The organism is Herbaspirillum aquaticum (genome assembly GCF_002213425.1).
Lineage (GTDB): Bacteria > Pseudomonadota > Gammaproteobacteria > Burkholderiales > Burkholderiaceae_D > Herbaspirillum > Herbaspirillum aquaticum.
In genome coordinates this window covers 228,930-249,473 of sequence record NZ_NJGV01000005.1, presented here as the reverse complement: position 1 = coordinate 249,473, position 20,544 = coordinate 228,930, and the positions used below count along the sequence as shown (strand labels likewise).

Annotated in this window: 15 protein-coding genes; 11 read left to right on the top strand and 4 right to left on the bottom strand. The window is 64.6% G+C overall.

What is annotated here, in order from left to right:
- The first annotated feature begins 39 nt into the window (after positions 1-39).
- Complete coding sequence (locus tag CEJ45_RS07245) at positions 40-2,220, top strand: TonB-dependent receptor (protein WP_420913284.1); 2,181 nt, start codon at positions 40-42, stop codon at positions 2,218-2,220.
- A 5-nt stretch (positions 2,221-2,225) separates the two neighbouring features.
- The gene (locus CEJ45_RS07240) at positions 2,226-3,719 is read left to right on the top strand and encodes a PepSY domain-containing protein (protein WP_088754553.1); all 1,494 of its coding nucleotides are present in this window, start codon (positions 2,226-2,228) and stop codon (positions 3,717-3,719) included.
- Positions 3,720-3,787: 68 nt separating this feature from the next.
- Here the strand turns inward: CEJ45_RS07240 and CEJ45_RS24475 are convergent, their stop codons facing one another.
- A complete protein-coding gene (locus CEJ45_RS24475; RefSeq protein ID WP_141106963.1) occupies positions 3,788-4,015 on the bottom strand; it encodes a hypothetical protein in 228 nt (75 codons plus the stop codon).
- 158 nt (positions 4,016-4,173) lie between these two features.
- Between CEJ45_RS24475 and tauA the strand changes: the two genes are divergently transcribed.
- The 7 genes from tauA to CEJ45_RS07205 all read left to right on the top strand — a co-directional run bounded on the left by tauA (position 4,174) and on the right by CEJ45_RS07205 (position 13,448).
- Entirely contained in the window at positions 4,174-5,184 is a 1,011-nt protein-coding gene (tauA, locus tag CEJ45_RS07235; protein ID WP_088754487.1) for a taurine ABC transporter substrate-binding protein, read from the top strand.
- Positions 5,185-5,276: 92 nt separating this feature from the next.
- Positions 5,277-6,062, top strand: a complete 786-nt coding sequence (locus CEJ45_RS07230) for a taurine ABC transporter ATP-binding protein (protein WP_088754486.1) — start codon at positions 5,277-5,279, stop codon at positions 6,060-6,062.
- Positions 6,059-6,940: an ABC transporter permease subunit gene (locus CEJ45_RS07225; protein ID WP_088754485.1), complete on the top strand. Its 882-nt coding sequence runs from the start codon at positions 6,059-6,061 to the stop codon at positions 6,938-6,940. Before CEJ45_RS07230 ends, CEJ45_RS07225 begins: the two co-directional genes overlap by 4 nt.
- Before the next feature lie 268 nt (positions 6,941-7,208).
- On the top strand, positions 7,209-8,213 hold the full coding sequence (locus CEJ45_RS07220) for an MBL fold metallo-hydrolase (protein WP_088754484.1): 1,005 nt from the start codon (positions 7,209-7,211) through the stop codon (positions 8,211-8,213).
- 11 nt (positions 8,214-8,224) lie between these two features.
- The gene (locus tag CEJ45_RS07215; RefSeq protein ID WP_088754483.1) at positions 8,225-9,403 is read left to right on the top strand and encodes a YbfB/YjiJ family MFS transporter; all 1,179 of its coding nucleotides are present in this window, start codon (positions 8,225-8,227) and stop codon (positions 9,401-9,403) included.
- Between the two features lie 132 nt (positions 9,404-9,535).
- Positions 9,536-10,717, top strand: a complete 1,182-nt coding sequence (locus CEJ45_RS07210) for an acyl-CoA dehydrogenase family protein (protein ID WP_088754482.1) — start codon at positions 9,536-9,538, stop codon at positions 10,715-10,717.
- A gap of 223 nt (positions 10,718-10,940) precedes the next feature.
- Positions 10,941-13,448: an EAL domain-containing protein gene (locus CEJ45_RS07205; RefSeq protein ID WP_088754481.1), complete on the top strand. Its 2,508-nt coding sequence runs from the start codon at positions 10,941-10,943 to the stop codon at positions 13,446-13,448.
- Between the two features lie 73 nt (positions 13,449-13,521).
- Here CEJ45_RS07205 and CEJ45_RS07200 read toward each other — a convergent pair whose 3' ends face one another.
- Positions 13,522-13,821, bottom strand: coding sequence for a hypothetical protein (locus tag CEJ45_RS07200; RefSeq protein ID WP_088754480.1), 300 nt, complete (start codon positions 13,819-13,821; stop codon positions 13,522-13,524).
- 306 nt (positions 13,822-14,127) lie between these two features.
- Here CEJ45_RS07200 and CEJ45_RS07195 point away from each other — a divergent pair, with 306 nt between their 5' ends.
- Positions 14,128-16,323 (top strand): TonB-dependent siderophore receptor, encoded by a 2,196-nt coding sequence (locus CEJ45_RS07195; RefSeq protein WP_241517297.1) that lies wholly within the window; start codon positions 14,128-14,130, stop codon positions 16,321-16,323.
- Positions 16,317-17,615, top strand: coding sequence for a PepSY-associated TM helix domain-containing protein (locus tag CEJ45_RS07190; RefSeq protein WP_088754478.1), 1,299 nt, complete (start codon positions 16,317-16,319; stop codon positions 17,613-17,615). The genes CEJ45_RS07195 and CEJ45_RS07190 overlap by 7 nt, the downstream gene beginning before the upstream one ends.
- Here the strand turns inward: CEJ45_RS07190 and CEJ45_RS07185 are convergent.
- Together CEJ45_RS07185 and CEJ45_RS07180 are read right to left on the bottom strand one after the other, a co-directional pair.
- Positions 17,557-18,084: an RNA polymerase factor sigma-70 gene (locus tag CEJ45_RS07185; RefSeq protein ID WP_088754477.1), complete on the bottom strand. Its 528-nt coding sequence runs from the start codon at positions 18,082-18,084 to the stop codon at positions 17,557-17,559. The two genes, CEJ45_RS07190 and CEJ45_RS07185, sit on opposite strands and share 59 nt — an antisense overlap.
- Before the next feature lie 24 nt (positions 18,085-18,108).
- Complete coding sequence (locus CEJ45_RS07180) at positions 18,109-20,544, bottom strand: TonB-dependent siderophore receptor (protein WP_088754476.1); 2,436 nt, start codon at positions 20,542-20,544, stop codon at positions 18,109-18,111.

The following is a 20,544-nucleotide window of genomic DNA, read 5'->3' as shown; positions in this document are numbered from 1 at the left end:
TCCTCAGTCACCCCACGACACCTTCCCCGAGACACCGACATGATAAAAAAATCTGACCCACGCCCCCTCCTGTATCCAGCGCGTTCGCTGCCAACCCAGTTGCGCCGCACAATTGCCTATGCTCCCTATGCACTGCCCCTGCTCTGCCTTACCGCTGCGGTCCAGGCTGAGGACTCCGCCAATGCGCTGCCGGCCATCACGATCAATGCCCAGAGTCCATTGCCGCTGCAAAATCAGGTGTCGGTCGGTTCCAATCTGGATCTGACACCCTTGCAGACGCCAGCCAGCGTCGCCGTCATCAACCGCCAACAACTGGAAGAGCGCGGCGACGCCAGCATCACCGATGCCATCACCCGCGCGCCCGGCTACAGCGCCATGGGCCACCCGGGCAACAGCGGCAGCGCACTGTCGGCGCGCGGCTTCACCGATGCCACCTCCGTGATGCGTCTCTATGATGGCCTGCGCCAATATGGTGGCGTGGGCGTGAGCTTTCCGTTCGACACCTGGAACATTGACCGTATCGAAGTCCTAAGCGGCCCTGCCTCGGTCATCTATGGTGATGGTGCCATCGGCGGTGTGGTCAATGTGATCCCCAAAAAGCCCACCCGCGGGAAGATCGAAAACGAAATTGAAGCGACCGTCGGCACCCATAACACCCGGCGCCTCGGACTGGGTAGCGGCGGTGCCATCAACGAGATGCTTTCCTATCGTGTCGACATCGCCGGAGATCGGTCGGATGGCTGGGTCGATCGCGGCAACACCAATAATCTGAGCCTCTCCGGTGCGTTGCGCCTGGATGTCAATCGCGATCTGTTCGTACAGCTGAGTTATGCCCAGGGGCATCAACGTCCGATGGCCTATTTCGGTACGCCCCTGATCAACGGTCAACAAGTCGATGCCCTGCGCGAACGCAACTACAACGTGGCTGACGGGACCATCGACTACAAGGACCGCTGGGCGCAACTGGAAGCCCAGTGGACACCTGATGCCGATACCACGCTGCGCACCCGGCTTTACCAGATCAACAGCAACCGCTACTGGCGCAATGCCGAAAGCTATGTCTACAACAAGACCACCGGACTGGTCGATCGTGGCGATGCTACCGAAATCCGTCATGACCAGTCCCAGACCGGGGTGACCACTGATGCGACCTTCAAGGGCCATCTGGCAGGCCTGAAGAATCAGGTGTCGGTCGGTTTTGATATCAACTCGACGTCCTTTACACATACCAACAACACCTATAATGGCAGCTTCAGCTCGGTCAATCCCTATAGCTTCGACCCGGGCAGCTATGCCAGCGGTGTAGGGATTCCGGCTTTCCTGCCGCGCTTCCGCGCGCGCGCCTCGCAGTATTCAGTCTTCTCCGAAGACAAGCTGGACCTGACCGAAAAACTGAGTGTGCTGGCCGGCCTGCGCTTCGATCACGCTGATGTCTCCCGCACCGATCTTGCCGGTGGTACGGGTGGTTTCGATCAGGGCTTCTCCAACCTGGGCTGGCGCCTGGGAGCGGTCTATGCCATTACCCCTGACCTGAGTGTTTACGGCCAATACTCGAAGGCTGCGGCGCCCGTGAGCAGCATGCTCTTCATGAGCAAGGCCAACAGCAAATTCAAGTTGTCGACCGGACGACAGATCGAGGCTGGCATCAAGCAGGTGTTCTGGGACAAGCGCGGTGAGTGGACGCTGGCGCTCTACGATATCCGCAAGAACGATCTGCTCACCCGCGATCCGGCCAATCCCAGTGTGAGCGTGCAGGTCGGACAGCAGTCCTCGCGAGGTATCGAAGCCAGCCTGTCGCTGGCCTTTGCCGAGCAATGGAAACTGAACGCCAATGCCAGCATGTTGCGCGCACGTTTCGATGACTTCACCGAATCGGTCAGCGGCGCAGCTGTCTCGCGTGCCGGCAAGGTACCCACCGATGTGCCCGAGCGTCTGGCCAATGTCTGGCTGAGCTGGAATTTCCTGCCGGCATGGACCGCCAGCGGCGGCCTGCAGTATGTCGGCCAGCGCTATGCCGACAATGCCAATACGCTCAGGCTACCCTCCTACACCACCACTGACCTGGCGCTGCAATGGAAGGCCACGCAGGCCACCACGGTCACGCTGCGTGCCAACAATGTCTTCGACAAGCGTTATTTCACCACGGCGTATTACACCACCACGCAATGGCTGTACGGTCCCGAACGTGAAGTTCAGCTGGCGCTGAATCATCGCTTCTGAGCTTGATGAAGAGAGTAACTGGCAGCCTGCGGCGCTGGACCTATCTCACGCACCGCTGGTGCGGTGTCGCCGGCTGCCTGCTGATGGCATTGTGGTTTGCCAGCGGCATGGTGATGCTGTTCATCGGTTATCCCAAGCTCACCCCTTGGGACCGATTGGCAGCATTGCCAGCGTTGGGTGCCGCACCACAATTACCCTCGCAGGTCATGGGAGATGCGCCGGTCAGCCGGCTGGTCCTCAACGCTGCCTCCGGGCAAGCACGCTATATCGTGCAGCGTGCTGATGGCAGCCTGACCAGCGTAGATGCGTCCAATGGTGTGCCAGCAGACGGCTACAGCAGCGCTGCGGCACTGCATAGCGCCAAGGTGTTCTCAGGCGGTGCCGATGTTCAATACCTGGGCAGCATCGATGAAGACCGTTGGACCCATTCCGGCAGCCTCAACGCCCATCGCCCCCTGCATATGGTGCAGGTCGGCGATGTTGCGCAGACCTTGCTCTACGTTTCCTCCCGGACCGGTGAGGTTGTGATGCAGGCCAGCCGGTCCCGGCGCATGTGGAATTACGTCGGCGCTTGGCTGCACTGGCTTTATCCCTTGAAGAACCAGTCGCGCGATCCGGTCTGGAGCTGGACCGTTATTGCGCTCTCGGCCGGCTGCGTGCTGGTTGCCTGCAGCGGTATCGTCGTGGGGCTTTGGCGCTGGCGCTTTGCGCGACCTTACAAATCTGGTTCCCGCTCGCCGTTCGCCCCGGGATGGATGCGCTGGCACCATCTGCTCGGTTTGGGCTTTGCTGCCATTACGCTGACATGGATCTTCAGTGGTCTGATGTCGATGAATCCACTGGGTATTTTTTCGCCGACGCAATCGCCGGACCTGGCGCGCTACGAAGGGGCCATTGTCTCCCGGCAGTACATGGATCGCACGCCAACGGACATCCTGCAGGCGCTTCAGCGGGATGGTTTCCGGGCCGTCGAGCTGGAGTGGAAAAATCTTGGTGGCCATGGCTTCGTGCTTGCCCGGGATGCCGCAGATGGCACGCGCATCGTCACCGCGGATGCACAGGGTCTGCTGGTACAGCGGCAATGGCCACAGGCCGTACTGCAAGAGGCCGCTGCAATGCTGCTGCCCGCCAAAATCACGCAGGCAGAGCTGCTCGATGGCGGTGATGCCTATTACTACCGCCGTGCGCCGGAAGCCATGATGGGAGGCGCCGAGCGTCGCCTGCCGGTGCTCAGGTTGCGTTTTGCTGATGCAGGCAGCACCCTGGTCTATATCGATCCGGCCACCGGACAGGTCGTTCTCAGCGCCGACCGCGCGCAACGGCTGGGGCGCTGGCTGTTCAGCTTCCTGCATAGTTGGGACCTGCATTTCATGCTGGCTGCAGTCGGCTGGAGGGAGGCTGTTCTGATCCTGCTCAGTCTTGGCGGACTGGCGCTTTCTCTCAGCGGGATTGTCATCGGGGTGCGTCGTGTCGATAGAAAGATGAGGAGTCGCCACTAGAACCCATCGAAGTCCCAAGGACAGCGATCTTCTGCTTGGCTGACGGCTGAGCTTTCAGGTGTCGCAGTTTAGCTGCTCAAGTTGTTCTCCGCATTGGCAATGGCATTTTTCTTGGTTGAAAGAGGACGCGCCGATGACCAGGCTGCAGGCTTTGGCCATGAGTGCCCTTGCTCATCGCGCCCTCCTTGCTGGTATTTTTCATGAACGACTTCCTCCCCCCCAATCACCGGCTTTTTGAAACCGTGCTTCGCCGGCATCCCGTCGATGATGCGGCTGCCGCCGCTGACACTTGACACCCGGCGCCTGCTGCGCGAACTGCAGGGCTCGCAAAGGGTCATCCGCGAAATCCGCATAAGGAACCGCGAAAACGGTCGTTGTGCAAGCCGTGCGCGCTTTGCATACTCCTCAACGACGCAAGCCTGCGCGCCCATTAAACCAAGAACAGGAACAGACCATGCACATCACAAGAAGAGCATTCAACACCGCCATCGCCGCCCTGCTGCTGACCGGAGCCACAGCCGCAGGTGCAGCCGACAAGCCCGTCGTCGTCGGCTACCAGAGCGATGCTCTGCCATCGTCGCTGGCCATCGCCAACGGTGAATTCGAAAAGGCCACCGGCAAGAAGATCGACTTCCGCAAGTTCAATTCCGGCGCCGACGTGATCGCGGCCATCGCCGGTGGCGATGTGCAGGTGGGCTACGTGGGCTCGAGCCCGCTGGCCGCAGCGGCTTCGCGCGGTCTTGACGTCAAGGCCTTCTACCTCGCCTCGATCTCCGGGACCGATGAGGCCTTGGTGGTGCGCAATGGTTCGGGCATCAACAGCGTTGCCGACCTGAAGGGCAAGAAGCTGGCCGCCGCCCCCGTTTCCACCGACCATTACCAGTTGCTGGCGCTGATCAAGAGCCAGGGGTGGACAGAGAAGGATGTGAAGGTCTTTGCCATTCCGCAGCCTGAAATCGTGGCCGCCTACAATCGCGGCGACATCGACGGCGGGTTCGTCTGGGACCCGGCTCTGACCGAACTGAAGAAAAACGGCAAGGTCCTGGTGACCTCCAAGGATGTGGCCGACAAGGGCGCGCCGACCTTCTCGGCCTGGATCGCCACTGGCTCCTTTGCCAAGGAACATCCTGAATTCCTGAAGACCTTCAGCGCCGTGATCGACAAGGCCAGCCTGTCCTTTCAGAACGACAAGGCTGCCTGGAACAAGGATAGCGAGAACGCACGCCTGCTGGCCAAGCTGCTCGGCGGCACCCCGGCCGACCAGGCTTCGGGCCTGCAGAACCTGAACCTGGTGCCGGTCAGCGCCCAAGCCTCGCCGGCCTGGCTGGGTGGCGGTGAAAACTCGGGCCTGGCCAAGATCCTCAAGGAAACTGCAGTGTTCCTGAAGGAACAGAAGAAGATCTCGGACGTGCTGTCCAGCTATGCTGCCTTCGTCACCCCAACGGCGGTGACTGGCCTGAAGTAAGCCTCCCCGTCGATACCGTCTGCAAGCCCGTCGTGCCGATAGCCACCCTGTCGCACGGCGCTTGCGCTTGCACGGTTTGGAAAGAACACACCATGTTGAAAGTAGAAAACGCCAGCGTCTTCTTTGCCGGCCGGGACAAACAGGTGGTCCATGCGCTTGACCGGGTCTCGCTGGATATTCCTGAACGCGGCTTCGTGGTCGCGCTGGGCACCTCGGGCTGCGGCAAGTCGACCTTGCTCAATGCCATGGCCGGATTCCTGCCGCTCTCCGAAGGCAGCATCACCCTCGACGGCAAACCGGTCTCCGGACCCGGTGCCGAGCGTGGCGTAGTGTTCCAGAAGGACAGCCTGCTGCCCTGGAAATCGGTGCTGGACAATGTCGCCCTGGGCCTGAAGTTTGCAGGCGTGCCGCGCAATGAAAGCCGCGACCGTGCGCAGGAGTTGTTGCGCCTGGTAGGACTGCAGGACTTCGCCAAGGCTGCCCCCTACGAACTCTCGGGCGGCATGCGCCAGCGCGTGGGCCTGGCCCGCGCTTTGGCCCCGGACCCCAAGATCCTGCTGATGGACGAACCCTTCGGTGCACTCGACAGCATGACCCGCGAACAGATGCAGGAGCTGCTGGTATCGGTCTGGGCACGCACGGGCAAGCAGGTCTTCTTCATCACGCACTCCATCGAGGAAGCGCTTTTCCTGGGCACCGAGGTAATCGTGATGTCACCGCGCCCGGGCCGCATCGTAGCGCGTTTCGAGACCGATTTCGTGCGCCGTTTTGTAGCCGAGGGCGATGCCCGGGCCATCAAGACCGAACCTGCCTTTGCACAATTGCGTGAAGAAATTCGCGCCATCGTCCACCAGTCCGAAGACCTCGTCACATCATGAGCGACCAAGTCCAACCCCTCCCCCTGCTGGATTCCCTGCGCGCAGGGACATCGGCTCCACCCGCGGCCAGCGCGCCACCGCGCCTGGTCAAGATGCGCAGCGTCGGCATCGGCGAAGGCTCCACGGTACGTATCAGCGTGGCCGCCGGCATCGCCATCCTGGCGCTGTGGTGGCTCATCGCGCAGACCGGCTGGGTGCCGCACCTGTTCCTGCCTACCCCTTCCGAGGTCATCCATGTGGCCCAGGGCATCTGGGAAGACGGCTACGCCAATGCCACCCTGACCGAGCACGTGGGTGCAAGCCTGCTGCGCATCCTCACCGCCGGCGTCATTGCGGTTTCGCTGGGCATTCCGGTGGGTCTGCTGATGGGGCTCAATCGCTGGGTCAAGGGCGTGCTCGATACCCCGATTGAATTTTATTGGCCCCTGCCGCCGCTGGCTTACCTGCCCTTGATGATCATCTGGCTGGGCATCGGCGAAGCCTCCAAGATCACCCTGCTGACCCTGGCCATGTTTGCACCCGTGGTGCTGTCGGCGCAGGCGGGGGGGCGCTCGCTGCCGCTGGAACGGGTCAATGCGGCGCTCTCACTGGGCGCGACGCGCTGGCAACTGCTGGTCGAGATCGTCCTGCCCTCGGCCCTGCCGGAAATCCTGACCGGTATCCGCATTGCGCTGGGCGTGGGCTGGAGCACCCTGGTGGCGGCCGAGCTGATTGCAGCCAATCGCGGCATCGGCTACATGATCATGTCGGCCTCCCACTTCCTGGCAACCGATGCAGTCTTCGTCGGCATCGCCTTGATTGCCACCTGCGCCTTCGCCTTCAGCTATGGCATGCGCCTGCTGGAACGCGCGCTGGTTCCCTGGAAGGGCAAGAACTGAGGCCATCGGACCAGCCTGCTTTCCACCAGCGGCGGATGATGGGCGTGAGCAGAAAGCGACAGCGCCGGTCATTCGCGGGCCAACAGGGCCGTCCACCTATCCTTTCGTATAGCTAGACACCGCAGCCGCTGCTGCGCACACTCCTCCCCGTCCCCCGCCACTACGGCGGCCCATTCCCTGCTTCGCCGGTCTTGCTACCGCCTTCACTGCCTGCGCAAGTCTGGCGTGGCGGCCTGTGCCGCGTTGCCGCTCTCCGAGGAGTCTTGCCATGCATCGTTCATTACGGGCAGTTTCACCCACTCCCTCCCGCTCTCGTTCCGCGCTGCTGCGTCCGCTGGCGGCGGCCACTGCTGCCCTCATCGCCCTGGCCGTGGTGCATGCTGCTTACGCCGAAGCGCCGCTGCACAAGAACCAGCCGGGCTTCTATCGCACCATGATCGGCGACATCGAAGTCACCGCGCTCTCCGATGGGACCAACCGCCTGCCAGCCGGCAAGATGCTGCGCGGCATCAGCAAGGAAGACCTGGAGCAACGCCTGCAGGCTGCCTTCGTCAGCGATCCGGTCGAGACATCGGTCAACGCCTTCCTGGTCAATACCGGCAAGAAGCTGATCCTCATCGATACCGGCGCCGGCGGCGTGCTTGATGCCGACAGCGGCCACCTGCTCACCAGCCTGAAGGCGGCCGGCTACCGCCCCGAGCAGGTCGACGAGGTCTACCTGACCCACCTGCATCCGGACCATGAAGCCGGCCTGACCCACAAGGGCAAGCGCGTCTTCCCCAAGGCTGTGGTGCGGGCCGACAAGAAAGACGCCGAGTACTGGCTCAATCCCGCCAACAAGGCCCAGGCCAGCCCCATCAACCAGGAATTCTTCGAGGTCGCCGAAAAGTCCCTCAAGCCCTATATCGCCGCCGGCAAGTTCCGTCCGTTCGAGGGTGACACGCAACTGCAACCCGGCATTTCCAGCGTGGCCAACTATGGCCATACGCCCGGACACAACGCCTACCTGGTCAGCAGCAAGGGCCAACGACTCCTGATCGTGGGCGACATGATCCACGTGGCCGCGGTGCAGTTCCCGCAGCCCGACATTACCATCGGCTTCGATACCGATGAGAAGGAAGCCCAGCAGGATCGCCGCAAGGCCTTCGATGCCGTCGCCGACGCCAAGGAACTGATCGCGGCCGCCCACCTGTCCTTCCCCGGCATCGGCCATATCGTCAAGGACGGCAGTGGCTATCGCTGGGTGCCGATCAACTACGCGCTGGTGCGCTGAGCGGCGCAGGCATGGCTTCCTCCCCCGCGCCTTCGGGCGCTGCAGCCACGGGCTACGTGCCGGCCATTTTTGCCGGTCTGGTGGCCAGCCTGGTCGGTATCGGATTGGCGCGCTTCGGCTATACGCCGCTGTTGCCGGTGATGATCCACGCGCAATGGTTTGATGCCTCCCAGGCGGCCTACCTGGGCGCGGCCAACCTGGCCGGCTACCTGGTCGGTGCTTTCTCGGGCCGCGCCATGGCGCGCTATCAGAGTCCGGTGGCCGTGCTGCGGCTGATGACGCTGCTGGCCTCCGTGTCCTTCATCGGCTGTGCGTTTCCCTTGTCGCAGGTCTGGTTCTTCTGCTGGCGCCTGCTTTCGGGGATCGCCGGTGGCGCCATCATGGTGCTGGTCTCGGGGGTCGTGCTACACCGGGTACCGCACAGCAAGCGTGGATTGGCCAGCGGAGCGATCTTCTTCGGGATCGGTATCGGCGTGATCCTCTCCGGGACGGTGGTGCCGCTGATGCTGTCGTTGAGTCTGCAGGCGACCTGGCTGGCATTGGGCGGCCTGGCCCTGCTGTTGACGGCGGCCAGCTGGTTTGCCTGGCCGGCACACGATCACACGGCAGTGCGCAGCATGACCTCCATGAAAAAGGCGCCCCTATCCCCGGCATTGCGCCTGCTCTTCGTGCAGTACGCCCTGGCCGCGCTGGGGCTGGTGCCGGAAATGCTGTTCCTGGTGGATTACATCGCCCGCGAGCTGAACCATGGGACTGCATTGGGCGCAGCGACCTGGGTGGCCTATGGGATCGGTGCCTCGGTCGGTCCACTGCTCTACGGCTGGGCAGCGGACCGCTGGGGCGCACGTTCTTCAATGCTGGCGGCGTTCGGCGTACAACTGCTGGCGGTGCTGGCATTGGGGCTGGTCAGTCAGCTGGCGGCGCTCATGGTACTGGCCGTGATCATCGGTTCCTTCCCCGCCGGGGTGGTGCCGCTGGCGCTGGCACGGCTGCATGGCCTGAGCGACGACGCCCATGCGCGCGAGGCCATCTGGAGCCGGCTCACGGTCGCCTTTGCACTGGCCCAGGCGCTGGGAGGCTATGCTTACTCTGCGCTCTATGCGGTCAGCAACGGCCATCATCTCAGCACTTTCCTGATCGGGGCGGCCGCCCTCGGGCTGGCGTTCATTGCCGGCTTGCGCAGCCGCTGAAGGCAGCGCGGGCGGCAGTATGCGCCGCCCGCGCAAGCTAAGAAGAAATTCGCAGTTTGGTCCTGCGCCTCGTGACCCTATGATGTCCGCATCCTTGCCATCCGCCGCAAGGCCGACACCGGACATGACCTCATGAGCAAAATCCCTCCCGACCTCCTGCAACGTATCGCCGATGGCGCTGCCCAGCGCGATGCCCAGCGCGAGCAACCCTTTGACGTGATCGCCGAGATCAAGGCCACCGGTTTCGGTGCCGGCCGCCTGGACGCCGGCTACGGCGGTGGCGGCGCCACCTTCGTCGAAACGCTAGCCACGGCCATCCAGCTGGGTGCGGCTGATCCCAACGTGGCCCACATCTGGCGCAATCACCACGTCGCCCTCGAACGCCTGCTCAATGCGCCCCTGCAGCACGCCGGCGTGCAGCGCCTGCGCGAACGCGTGCGCGCCGGTGATCTGGTCGGGGCCTCCCACACCGAGCTGGGCCAGCCCCAGATCGGTGGCAATGCACCGCTGGCCACGCGCCTGGTGCGCCAGGGCGATCACTACGTCCTCAACGGCCAGAAGTTCTACTCCACCGGCTCGCTCTTCGCCGACTGGCTGCATGTGACCGTGTCGGTGGAAGATGGCCGCCGCGCGGTGGTCCTGCTGCCCCGCCAGCGTGAAGGGGTGCAGACCGTCGACGACTGGTTCGGCATGGGCCAGCGCCTGACGGGCAGTGGCACGACCGTCTTCGAAAACGTGGTGGTGGCCGCCGATGAAGTGGTCCTGCCGGACCAGGTGCCGGTACGCCAGGCCGTCTTCGGTTCGACCATCGCGCAGCTCTTCCTGACCTCGGTGATCGCCGGCGTGGTCAGCGCCGTGGCCCGTGACGGCGCTGCCCTGCTGGGCAAGCGCAAGCGCAACTACTACTATGCACCCACGCCCTCGGCCGCACAGGATCCCATCCTGTTGACTGCCCTCGGCGAGCGCGATGCCGACGCCTTCGCCACCCGCGCCGTGGTACTGGCCGCCGCCGCCGAAGCCGACCGCGCCTACGCCGCCCTGAAGGCCAATGCGGCCGACGCCGATGATCGCCTGCAGGATGCAGCCGCCGCTGCCGCCCGCGCCAAGATCACGGTGGACCGCATCGCCCATCACGCAGCCACGGCGCTGTTCGATATCGCCGGGGCCTCGGCCACGCTGACCCAGTTCAACCTGGATCGCCACTGGCGCAACATCCGCACCATCTCCACCCACAACCCCACCTCGCACAAGGCCTACGCCCTGGGCAACCTGAGCGTGAACCAGGTGAGGCTGCCGACCCAGGGCTTCTTCTGATCGCACCCTCGCAGGGGTGGCCTGCGCCGATAAGGGTTTCCATTTGGTTGGATGTCCTATAAAGTAGACAAAAAACCAATCAGGGACAGGCGCAGGCAACATGAAGATTCCAGTACCCATTCTGGCTGCGACAGGGGACAGGACGGCATCGGCGCGCCGTTCGAGGCGCTTGCGCACCAGGCTCTCACGAGCGCTGCTATGGCTGCTCATCTGTTGCAGCTCGATGGCGGCCTGCGCACAGACAGCGTCTCCCAACTCCGCCTCTCCCCCTGCCAAGCTCCTCACGGTCGGGGTCTACCAGAATCCCCCCAAGATCTTTTTCGACGGCGAAGGCACGGCCACCGGCCTGCACATCGACCTGATCCGCCTGATCGCCGAACGCGAACACTGGCAGCTGCGCTTCGTCCCCTGCGAATGGCAGGCCTGCCTGCAACAGGTGGAAAGCGGCCAGCTCGACTTGTTGCCCGACGTGGCCTGGAATGAGCAGCGTGCCAAGGTGCTGCAATTCCCGGCGGTGCCGGCGCTCTACAGCTGGTCCATCCTCTATCGCAACCGCTCGGTGGCCATCAATTCGGTCTTCGATCTCAAGGACAAGAAGATCGGCCTGCTGGAGAACTCGGTCCAGGCCAATTACTTCCGCAACCTGGTCGAGAACTCCGGCATCAAGGTCCAGCTGGTGCCGCTGCACAATATCGAGGCCGGGTTCCGGATGGCCTCGGCAGGCGAGATTGATGGCATCATTGCCAGCCAGCAAGCTGGCGACATGCTGGCAGACCGCTACAAGCTGGCGGACACCAGCATCGTGTTCCAGCCGGTCAAGCTGTTCTTCGTCAGCGGACGCCAGCAGCCGCCCGAGATCCTGGCCGCCATCGATCGCACGCTGTCCCAATGGCAGGCCGATCCGGGATCCATCTACTTCGACATCCTGCGCAAATGGGGGCGCGGCAACAGCAGCATCCCTGCCTATGTCTGGTGGCTGCTGGGCGGCGCCCTGTTCCTGCTGGCCTGCGCCCTGCTCATTGCCGCCTACCTCAAACGTGAAGTGGCACGCCGTACTGCCCGGCTGCAGGAGAGCGAAATCTCGCTGCGCATCGCGGCGGCCGCCTTCCATTCCTCCGAAGCCATCTGGGTCATGGATGCCCGGCGCAAGGTACTGGACGCCAACGCAGCCTTCACCGAACTGACGGGGTATCGGCTGCACGAGCTGCCTGAAGGCGGCTTGCCGCCCTGCCAGCGCGACGAGGACAGCGAGGATTTCCGCACCAGGCTATGGGCGCTGGTACAGCGCGATGGCAAATGGCAAGGAGAACTGCGGGTATGGCGCAAGGACGGTGCCACCTTCTGCGCCGTGGTGACCCTCACGGCCGTAGCCGATCCGAACGGACGTATCAGCCACTATGTGGGTACCCAGGTCGATATCAGCAGCCAGAAGCGCTTGCAGGAGGAAACCCGGCAGCTGGCCTTCTACGATCCGCTGACCGGCTTGCCCAACCGCCGCCTGCTGCTCGACAAGATCGGCGCTGCCAGCAGCCAGGGGCATGCGGCCGCGCTGTTCTTCATCGACATGGACAACTTCAAGGATCTCAACGATGCCCTGGGCCATTCCATCGGCGACCGCCTGCTCTGCCTGATCGCCGCGCGTTTGAAGGAACTGGCTGGGGAGGGCCTGGTGGCGCGCCTGGGCGGCGACGAGTTCGTGGTGCTGTGCGAGCAGCCGCAGGCTGGCAGCGAGGTGGTGCAAGACGCCGCGCTGCAGTTCGGCCAGCGCATCGTCGCGGCCATGGAGCAGCGTTTTGACCTGAACGGCCTGAGTCACTTTGCCACCTGCTCGGTCGGTGTCACCCTCATGCAAGGGGATGGTGCCAGCGTGGAAGACCTGCTGCGCCGGGGCGACCTGGCCATGTATGCCGCCAAGCAGAAAGGCCGCAATACCTGTTGCGTGTTCGACCAGCAGATGGAACAGGCACTGCATTTCCGCACCGGACTGGAAAGCGACCTGCGGCGCGCCATCGGCAGCAGCCAATTCCAGTTGCACTACCAGCCCCAGCGCGACCAGGCCGGACGGCTGATCGGGGTGGAAGCCCTGGCGCGCTGGAACAGTCCTTTCCGTGGCAGCGTCTCGCCGGGCATCTTCATCCCGGTGGCCGAGGCCTCGGGGCTGATCCTGCCACTGGGTCACTGGGTCTTCGAGCAGGCCTGCCGCCAGGCGGTGCGCTGGAATCGTCCGGGACGACGGCAACCGGTAGTCATCGCCGTCAACGTCAGCGCCGTGCAGGTACGCCAGCCGGACTTCGTGCCATGCATCCTGGACACGCTCAAGGCGACCGGTGCCGATCCCTGCCACCTCAAGCTGGAGCTGACCGAGTCGGCCATGGTCGATGACGTGCAGGCCACCATCGACAAGATGCTGGAACTGAAGCATCACGGCCTGGCCTTGTCGCTGGATGATTTCGGGACCGGCTATTCGTCGCTGTCCCTGCTCAAGAAGCTGCCCATCGACCAGCTCAAGATCGACCAGTCCTTCGTGCGCGAACTCCTGTTTGCACCCAGTGACGTCGCCATCGCCAAGAGCGTCATCACGCTGGGCGATGCACTGGGGCTGGAGGTCATTGCCGAGGGTGTGGAAACCCGAGAGCAACAGCAGTTCCTGGCGGCGCTGGGTTGCACGCGCTACCAGGGGTATCTGTTCGGAAGGCCGGTGCCGGCGGAGCAGTTTGAAGGCCTGGATTGAGGCGTGAAAGAAGGCGCAAAAAGAGGTACAAAAAAGAGGCGCGAAAAAAACAGGTATTCGCGCCCCGCTTCCATCAATGGGTAGCGCGACGCTCCGCCACGGTCAGGTATTCTGCATGCAGGTGCGCCGCCTCGAGCAACTCGCGGCACTTGGCGCGCTCTGCAGGCAAGGCCGCCAGTTCATGCTGCAGCAATTGTTCGATGATCTCGGCCGCCTCCATCGGTTCGGTCCCGGCCGCCTGCATGGCCAGCAGGCAATTGCGGACCGTGGCGCGCACCAGCTCGCCGGTGGGCTGGTCCTGTTCGGACATCTCACACAGTCGCACGATGATGCCCAGGTGACGCCGCGCGATGCTCATGGCATTGGTACACATGTCTGCCTCCTTGTCATGCAGACCAAGATAGGACGGTGCTGGCGACCTCGCCATCAGGCGTTTCCTGATTTCAACACCGACAAGCAGCGTGCATTCCCGGGCGATGAAAAGCGGGCCTCGCGCAATCGGCGCGCCGTGATTTTCCCATCGCAGCATCGCTTGTTTTAAACAAGAACACGTCTCATTCGTCATCCAGGAAGCGGGCCCTCCGGCTCGTGCCAGCGCCGCTGGCAATCCCTCATTGCGACCACGCTTCCGACCATGACGACAAGAAAAACCTGCCGCACTTCCCCGCACGCCTGCGCTGTGCTTCCCTCTCCTGTTGCACGTCCCCGGCTGATGGTGCAGGCGCTGCGCCTGGCCTTGCTGGGCCTGCCCGCCGCTGCCCCCGCCTGGGCGCAAACCACCACCGACACCGCGCTGCCCCAGGTCACCATCACGGCCGGGCAGGAAGAACAGGCTACCGGCCCGGTCCACGGCTTCGTCGCCAAACGCAGTGCCACGGCGACCAAGACCGATACCCCCATCACCGAAACACCGCAATCCATCTCGGTGGTCACGGCCGACCAGATCGCCACCCAGCAGGCGCGTTCGGTCTCGGAGGCGCTCGGCTACAGCAGCGGTATCCAGGTCTCCAATGGCGCCTTCGCCATTTCCGAAACGGCCTCGCTGCTGCGCGGCTTCCCCATCAACAATGGCGGCTCGCTCTACCGCGACGGCACGCTCACCGCTTCCAACGCCAGCTACAGCCGCTATGCGCCGGAGCCCTACGGACTGGAACGCATCGAGCTGCTGCATGGACCGGCCTCGGTGATGTTCGGGCAGAACGCGCCGGGCGGGCTGATCAACGTGGTCTCCAAGAAACCGACCACCACCACCCTGCGTGAATTGCAGGTGCAGGTCGGCAGTTTTGATCGCAAGCAGGTGGCCGGCGACTTCGGCGGCGCACTCGATGAAAGCGGCGTCTGGTCCTATCGCATCACCGGGCTGGCTCGCGACGCCGGTACCCAGGTCGATGGCACGGTGGATCGTCGCCTGTTCCTGGCACCGTCCATCACGTGGCGCCCGTCCGACCGCACCGAATGGACCGGCCGCTTCGAATACCAGCGCAGCGAGGGCTTGTCCAACAACGTCTTCCCGGCCAGCGGCACGGTCACGGCCAATCGCAACGGGCAGATCCCGACCAGCACGGCAGTGGGTCGCAGCGCCGACAATGGCGAGCGCTACGAGAACTGGTCGCTCAGCTCGCAGTTCTCGCACCAGTTCAACGAGGTGTGGAGCATGCGCCAGAACCTGCGCTATACGGATTACAACGGCACCCGCAACAGCATGCGCTTCGCCGCCTTCTACCCGGCGACGCAGTCGGCGACCGCCGCCCTGCAGCGCTGGCGACTGGGTACCGACTCCGACACCTTCACCGCCGACAACCAGCTGCAGGCCGACTTCAGCACCGGTGCCGTGATGCACAAGGTGTTGATGGGTGTGGACTTCCATCACACCGCTGGTACCGTGCGTGGCTACGTCAGCCCCAACACGCTGGCCGGCTATGTGCTCTCCAACATTTACACCACCAGCTATGGCACGCTCCCGGCCGTGCCCGAGAACTACAATCTGCGCACGGTGGATGACCAGCTCGGCTTCTACCTGCAGGACCAGCTGAAGATCGCCGAACGCTGGTTCGTCTCGGCGGGCGTGCGCCACGACCGCTCGCAACAGACCGTCAGCAACGCCATCGCACGCACCCAGACCGACCGCAGCGACCGCGCCAACACGCGCAACCTGGGGCTGGTGCATGAGTTGGCCAATGGCGTCTCGCCCTACCTGAGCTATACCGAATCCTTTACCCCCACCACCGGCACCAGTTTCGGCGGCGCCATGCTCAAGCCCGAGCGCGCCAAGCAATACGAAGCCGGCGTGAAATACGCACCCGTCAATACCAATGCGCTCTTCACGCTGGCGGTCTTCGACCTGCGCCGCCAGAACGTGGCCACCACCGACCTGGCCCATGCGGGCTATTCGGTACAGACCGGTGCGGCCCGCTCCAAGGGCGTGGAGCTGGAAGGCAAGGTGTCCCTCAGCGAGGGCCTCAGCCTGACCTCCAGCTACAGCTATACCAACGCCAAGGTCACCAGCAACAACGCCACCAGCAGCAGCACCGACACCCAGGGCAAGGCCTTGCCCGGTGCGGCCAGGCACAATGCCGGCGTGCTGGCGGACTACGCCTTCCAGCGCGGCACGCTGGCCGGCACCCATGTGTCGGCGGGCGTACGCTACATCGGCCGCGCCTATGGCAATGCGCTCAACACCTTTGAGGTGCCTTCGGTCACGCTGCTGGACTTCGGCGCACGCCTGGACCTGGGACGCATCAATGCGGACTGGCGCAACGTCGAACTGGCCTTCAAGCTCAACAACGTGACCGATCGCGTCTACGCCTTCTGCTCGGAACTCTGCGAGTACGGCGCACGCCGCACCGGCCTCGTGCAGCTGACCACGCGATGGTAAGCACGCTGTCCGCCTGGGTGTGCCGCCTGGCGCCACGCCGTCCGCACCTGGTCCTGCTGCATCGCTGGACCGGGCTGGCCATCGCCTTCTTCCTGGTGGTGGCCTGCCTGACCGGCAGCCTGCTCAGTTTCGAGGAGGAGCTCGATACCTGGCTGGCCCCCGAGCTGCACCTGGCGCAGCCGCTGCCAGGCCAGCCGGCTACCGCCATGCTGGATCCCTACCAGTTGCGCGCACGGGTGGCACAGGCACTGGGACCGCAGGCGCAGGTCAACCAGTTGATCTTGCGTGCGCAGCCGGGGCGAACCGTACGCTTCCTCGCGGAACCGGCGCTGGATCCGGCCAGCGGCAAGCCCTACCGGCTCAGCTATGACGAGGTCTTCGCCAACCCCTACGATGGCACGATACAGGGTGTGCGGGACCGCAACGCGATCAGCCTGCGGCCCGCGCAGCTGATGCCCTTCCTGTTCAAGGTGCATCACTCGATGGCCCTGCCGCGCGTGCCGGGTGCACTGCTCATGGGCATCGTGGCACTGCTGTGGAGCCTGGATTGTTTCGTCGGCATGATCCTCACCTGGCCGCGCGCGCGGCCCTTCCTGGTGAAATGGAAACCAGCCTGGCTCATCAAGTGGCAGGCCGGTTTTTATCGCGTCAATCTCGACCTGCATCGTGCCTGCGGCCTGTGGCTGTGGGTGATGCTGCTGCTCGTTGCCTGGTCCAGCGTGATGTTCAACCTGCGCGACCAGATCTATCTGCCGGTGATGTCGCAGATCCTGCCGTTCGATACCAGCTGGCGCGGCACCGCACCGCTGCCCAAACCGCTGGCGCGGCCGCCGCTGGATTGGCCCCAGGCCCATGCCATGGCACGTGCGGCCATGGCCCGCTTCGCGCAGGAACGTGGCCTGACCGTCGACTTCGAAGAAAAACTTAGTATGGATCGCCGCCGGGGCTTGTATGCATACATGGTCCACAGCAATGCAGACATCCGCAGCGATACCGGCAACACCGGCCTGCTGATCGATCCCGCCACCGGCGACATCCGCGGCCACTGGCTGCCGCAGGGCGACCGCAGCGGCAATACCTTCAGCAACTGGATTGGCGCCCTGCACATGGGCCAGGTGTTCGGCCTGCCCTGGCGCATCTTCCTGGCCGTGCTGGGCGTGCTGGTGAGCGTGCTGACCGTGACCGGCATCATCATCTGGTGGAAGAAACGGGCAGCGCGCGCCGTACGTCCGGTCAGCGCGACGATGCCAGCGCGAGGCACTGGCGGCAGCTTGCCAGGGCATCGCGGATGAGGAAGTTGACCAGCGTGACCGAGATACCCAGTTCGGCTGCGATCTCGCGCTGGCTCAGCCCGGTCAGGCGATACAGTTCGAAGGCGCGCCGGGTCCGGGCGGGCAAGCCGTCCAGCGCCCGGCTCACCAGTGCCAGGGTCTGGCGGCTGATGGCGATGGCCTCGGGGCCGTGGGCTTCTTCATGGATGTCTTCACCGGCTTCTTCGTCGGCAAAGACATCGCTTTCAAAGCGGCAGCGGCGATGACGATCAATGGCCAGGTTGCGCACGATGCGCATCAAGTAGGCTTGCGGCTGGCGGATGGCGCCGCTTTCCTGTTCCTGCACCTCGCCAATCTTGAGGTAGGCGTCCTGCACCACGTCGTCGGCGCGATGCGGACATCCCAGGATGCGCTGGGCGGCATCCCGCAGGCGCTGGCGCTGGCCGATGAAGTGCTGTTGCAGGCCGGTGGGGGCGGTGCCGTGATGCATGCGTCCGGGTCTCCTCGTGAAGTACTACCAGCGATAGCGGGCACTGAGCACGGCGGTGCGCTCCTCGGCCCAGAAACAGGTCAGCGTCGGCTCGGCCAGGCAGGACGTGGTGCGCCGGTTGGCCAGGTTGCTGACGTTGAAGGCATAGCGCCAATGGCCCCGGTCCAGGCGCAGCATCGCGTCCAGCAGCACCGTGGCAGCGTTGCGCACGCTGTTGTCGGCATTGGCGTAACTGGCACCCGTATAGCGCGCGCCCGCGCCCATGCCCAAACCGGGCAAGCTGTCGCCGGGCGTGTAGTCCAGCCACAGGCTGGCGGCATGGCGCGGCACCAGCATCGGCATCTTGCCCAGCAGCGACGCATCGGCATGGGCGGTATTGATGGCCTGCGTCCAGGTATAGGCCGCCAGCAGGTTCAGTCCGGGCCACAGCGCACCGCGCGCCTCCAGCTCCAGGCCGCGCGAACGCACTTGGCCCTGGTCAACCGAGAAATTGGTGTTCTGCGGATCGCTGGTGAGGACATGATCCTTGGTGATCTGGAACAGCGCCGCGCTGTAGAGCGCCCGCTGCGCCTCGGGCTGGAACTTGATGCCGGCCTCGATCTGGCGGCTGCGGCTGGGGGAGAACGGCCGCCCGGCCACATCCTGCCCCGGCTGCGGCAGGAATGAGGTGCTCACGCTCAGGTACGGCACCAGCGACGGCAACAGCTTCCACGACAATCCGGCGCGATGGCTCAATGCATGGGCACGCGTGTCGGTGCGCACTGCGGTGCCCAGGTTGCGGTTGGTGTCGGTGACGCGGTCGTAGCGGCTGCCCAGCGTCCAGACCAGCGCGCCGTGACGGATCTGGTCCTGCAGGTACAGGCCGGTCTGCTGCAGGTCCTCCTCCAAGCGCGCCACCGCTTGCGAGGCCATCGCGACAGGCAGGCCATAGACCGGTGCGTCCAGGTCCAGGCTGGGCGCGTCGCCCCGATAACGTTGCTCGGCCTGGTGCATGCGGGTCAGGTCCAGTCCCAGTACCACGGTATGTTCAGCCGCGCCCTGCTGCAACTGGCCTTGCAGGCGCGTATCGAGCTGGCTGCTCTCCATCTGCGTGTCATAACGCGCCGCCATGCGCGTGAGCACGCGGCCGCTCAGGCTGACCGGATTGAGCACCGAATACTGCGAACGCAAACCGGCCTGGCGGAAATCCTGCAGCAGCTGCCAGCGGGCATCCAGGCGATGCGCCAGCTGCCACCCCAGCGACCATTGCTCGCCGCGCTGGCGGTCGATGCCGGGGTCGCCCACCAGCGTGTGGGTGAGGTGGCCGTCGGCCGCGACGGCGGTCCAGCGGCTGCTGCCGTTGCGGTCCTTGAGGTAGTCGGCCAGCAAGATGAGGCTGGTGTCGCGGCCCAGGCGCAGCTTGAGCGAGGGCGCCAGATAAAGGCGGTCGTTCTCCGCGGCGCGGCCATTGCCATAGCGGAACTGGGTATCGCTGTCGCGCACCAGGGCCACCAGGCGCGCCTGCGCCTGGCCGTCTTCATCGATCGTGCCGCTGAGGTCAGCGGTCAGCTGGCGCATGTTGAAGGTACCCGCCGAGAGCACCAGTTCATTGGGCGACCCTTCCCCGGCCAGCTTGCTGATGCGATTGACCACCCCGCCCGGATCAGCCTGGCCGACGGTGGCCGAGGCCGCGCCGCGCAGCACCTCGACCCGCTCCAGTGCGTAGGATTCGGTGCGAAACATGCCGAACCCCGCCACCAGCTGCCGCAGGCCGTTGAGGTAGTTGCTGGTGTTCTGGGCATTGATGAAGCCGCGCAGGTTGAAGTAGTCGTAGCCACGTGGATCCACGCCATGGGTCTGGGTGTTGGCCCCCGGCAGGTAGCGCAGCGCGTCCATGACGCTGGCGGCACCGCGTGCGTCCATCTCCTCGCGGGTGACTACCGAGAGCGATTGCGGGATGTCCAGCAGCGGCGTATCGGTGCGGGTCCCGGTCCGGGCGTGGGTGGCGGCATAGTCCGGCGGCCCCTCGTGCAATGCCAGACCGTCGCGACGGCCGACGATGACGACCTGCTTCAGGCGCTGCTCTTGCTCGGGGATGGCATCATTGCCGGAACGCGCAGGCCCCTGCCATTGCAGGCCATAGCCGCCGCCCGGCGTGCGCACCGCCCGCAGGCCGGATCCGGCCAGCAGCTGCGCCAGGGCCTCTTCCACGGCCAGGTCGGCGTCGAGCGCGGGGGCGGTTCGTCCCTGCACCATGTCCGGCGCATAGGAGAGCGTGATGCCAGCCAGCCGGGCGAACCGGTTCAGGGCCTCGTCCAGGGGCCCGGCGCTGAGCTGGTAGTGGCGATGCGCTGGCCGCGCCTCCTGCGCCCAGGCGAATCCGGCGCAGCCCGGCACGGCAAGCGCCAGCAGCAGCCCGAGCACAAGGCGGGGGCGGCGCAGGCGGTCGGCGTGCAGTCGCGGCGGGATGAGGGCGGGCAT

Coding starts and splice junctions, on each gene's coding strand:
- CEJ45_RS07180 (WP_088754476.1), bottom strand. CDS start 20,544: ATGCCCGCCCTCATCCCGCCGCGACTGCACGCCGACCGCCTGCGCCGC.
- CEJ45_RS07200 (WP_088754480.1), bottom strand. CDS start 13,821: ATGTGTACCAATGCCATGAGCATCGCGCGGCGTCACCTGGGCATCATC.
- CEJ45_RS07210 (WP_088754482.1), top strand. CDS start 9,536: ATGAGCAAAATCCCTCCCGACCTCCTGCAACGTATCGCCGATGGCGCT.
- CEJ45_RS07205 (WP_088754481.1), top strand. CDS start 10,941: ATGGCGGCCTGCGCACAGACAGCGTCTCCCAACTCCGCCTCTCCCCCT.
- CEJ45_RS07190 (WP_088754478.1), top strand. CDS start 16,317: ATGGTAAGCACGCTGTCCGCCTGGGTGTGCCGCCTGGCGCCACGCCGT.
- tauA (WP_088754487.1), top strand. CDS start 4,174: ATGCACATCACAAGAAGAGCATTCAACACCGCCATCGCCGCCCTGCTG.
- CEJ45_RS07225 (WP_088754485.1), top strand. CDS start 6,059: ATGAGCGACCAAGTCCAACCCCTCCCCCTGCTGGATTCCCTGCGCGCA.
- CEJ45_RS07240 (WP_088754553.1), top strand. CDS start 2,226: ATGAAGAGAGTAACTGGCAGCCTGCGGCGCTGGACCTATCTCACGCAC.
- CEJ45_RS07230 (WP_088754486.1), top strand. CDS start 5,277: ATGTTGAAAGTAGAAAACGCCAGCGTCTTCTTTGCCGGCCGGGACAAA.
- CEJ45_RS07185 (WP_088754477.1), bottom strand. CDS start 18,084: ATGCATCACGGCACCGCCCCCACCGGCCTGCAACAGCACTTCATCGGC.
- CEJ45_RS07220 (WP_088754484.1), top strand. CDS start 7,209: ATGCATCGTTCATTACGGGCAGTTTCACCCACTCCCTCCCGCTCTCGT.
- CEJ45_RS07215 (WP_088754483.1), top strand. CDS start 8,225: ATGGCTTCCTCCCCCGCGCCTTCGGGCGCTGCAGCCACGGGCTACGTG.
- CEJ45_RS07245 (WP_420913284.1), top strand. CDS start 40: ATGATAAAAAAATCTGACCCACGCCCCCTCCTGTATCCAGCGCGTTCG.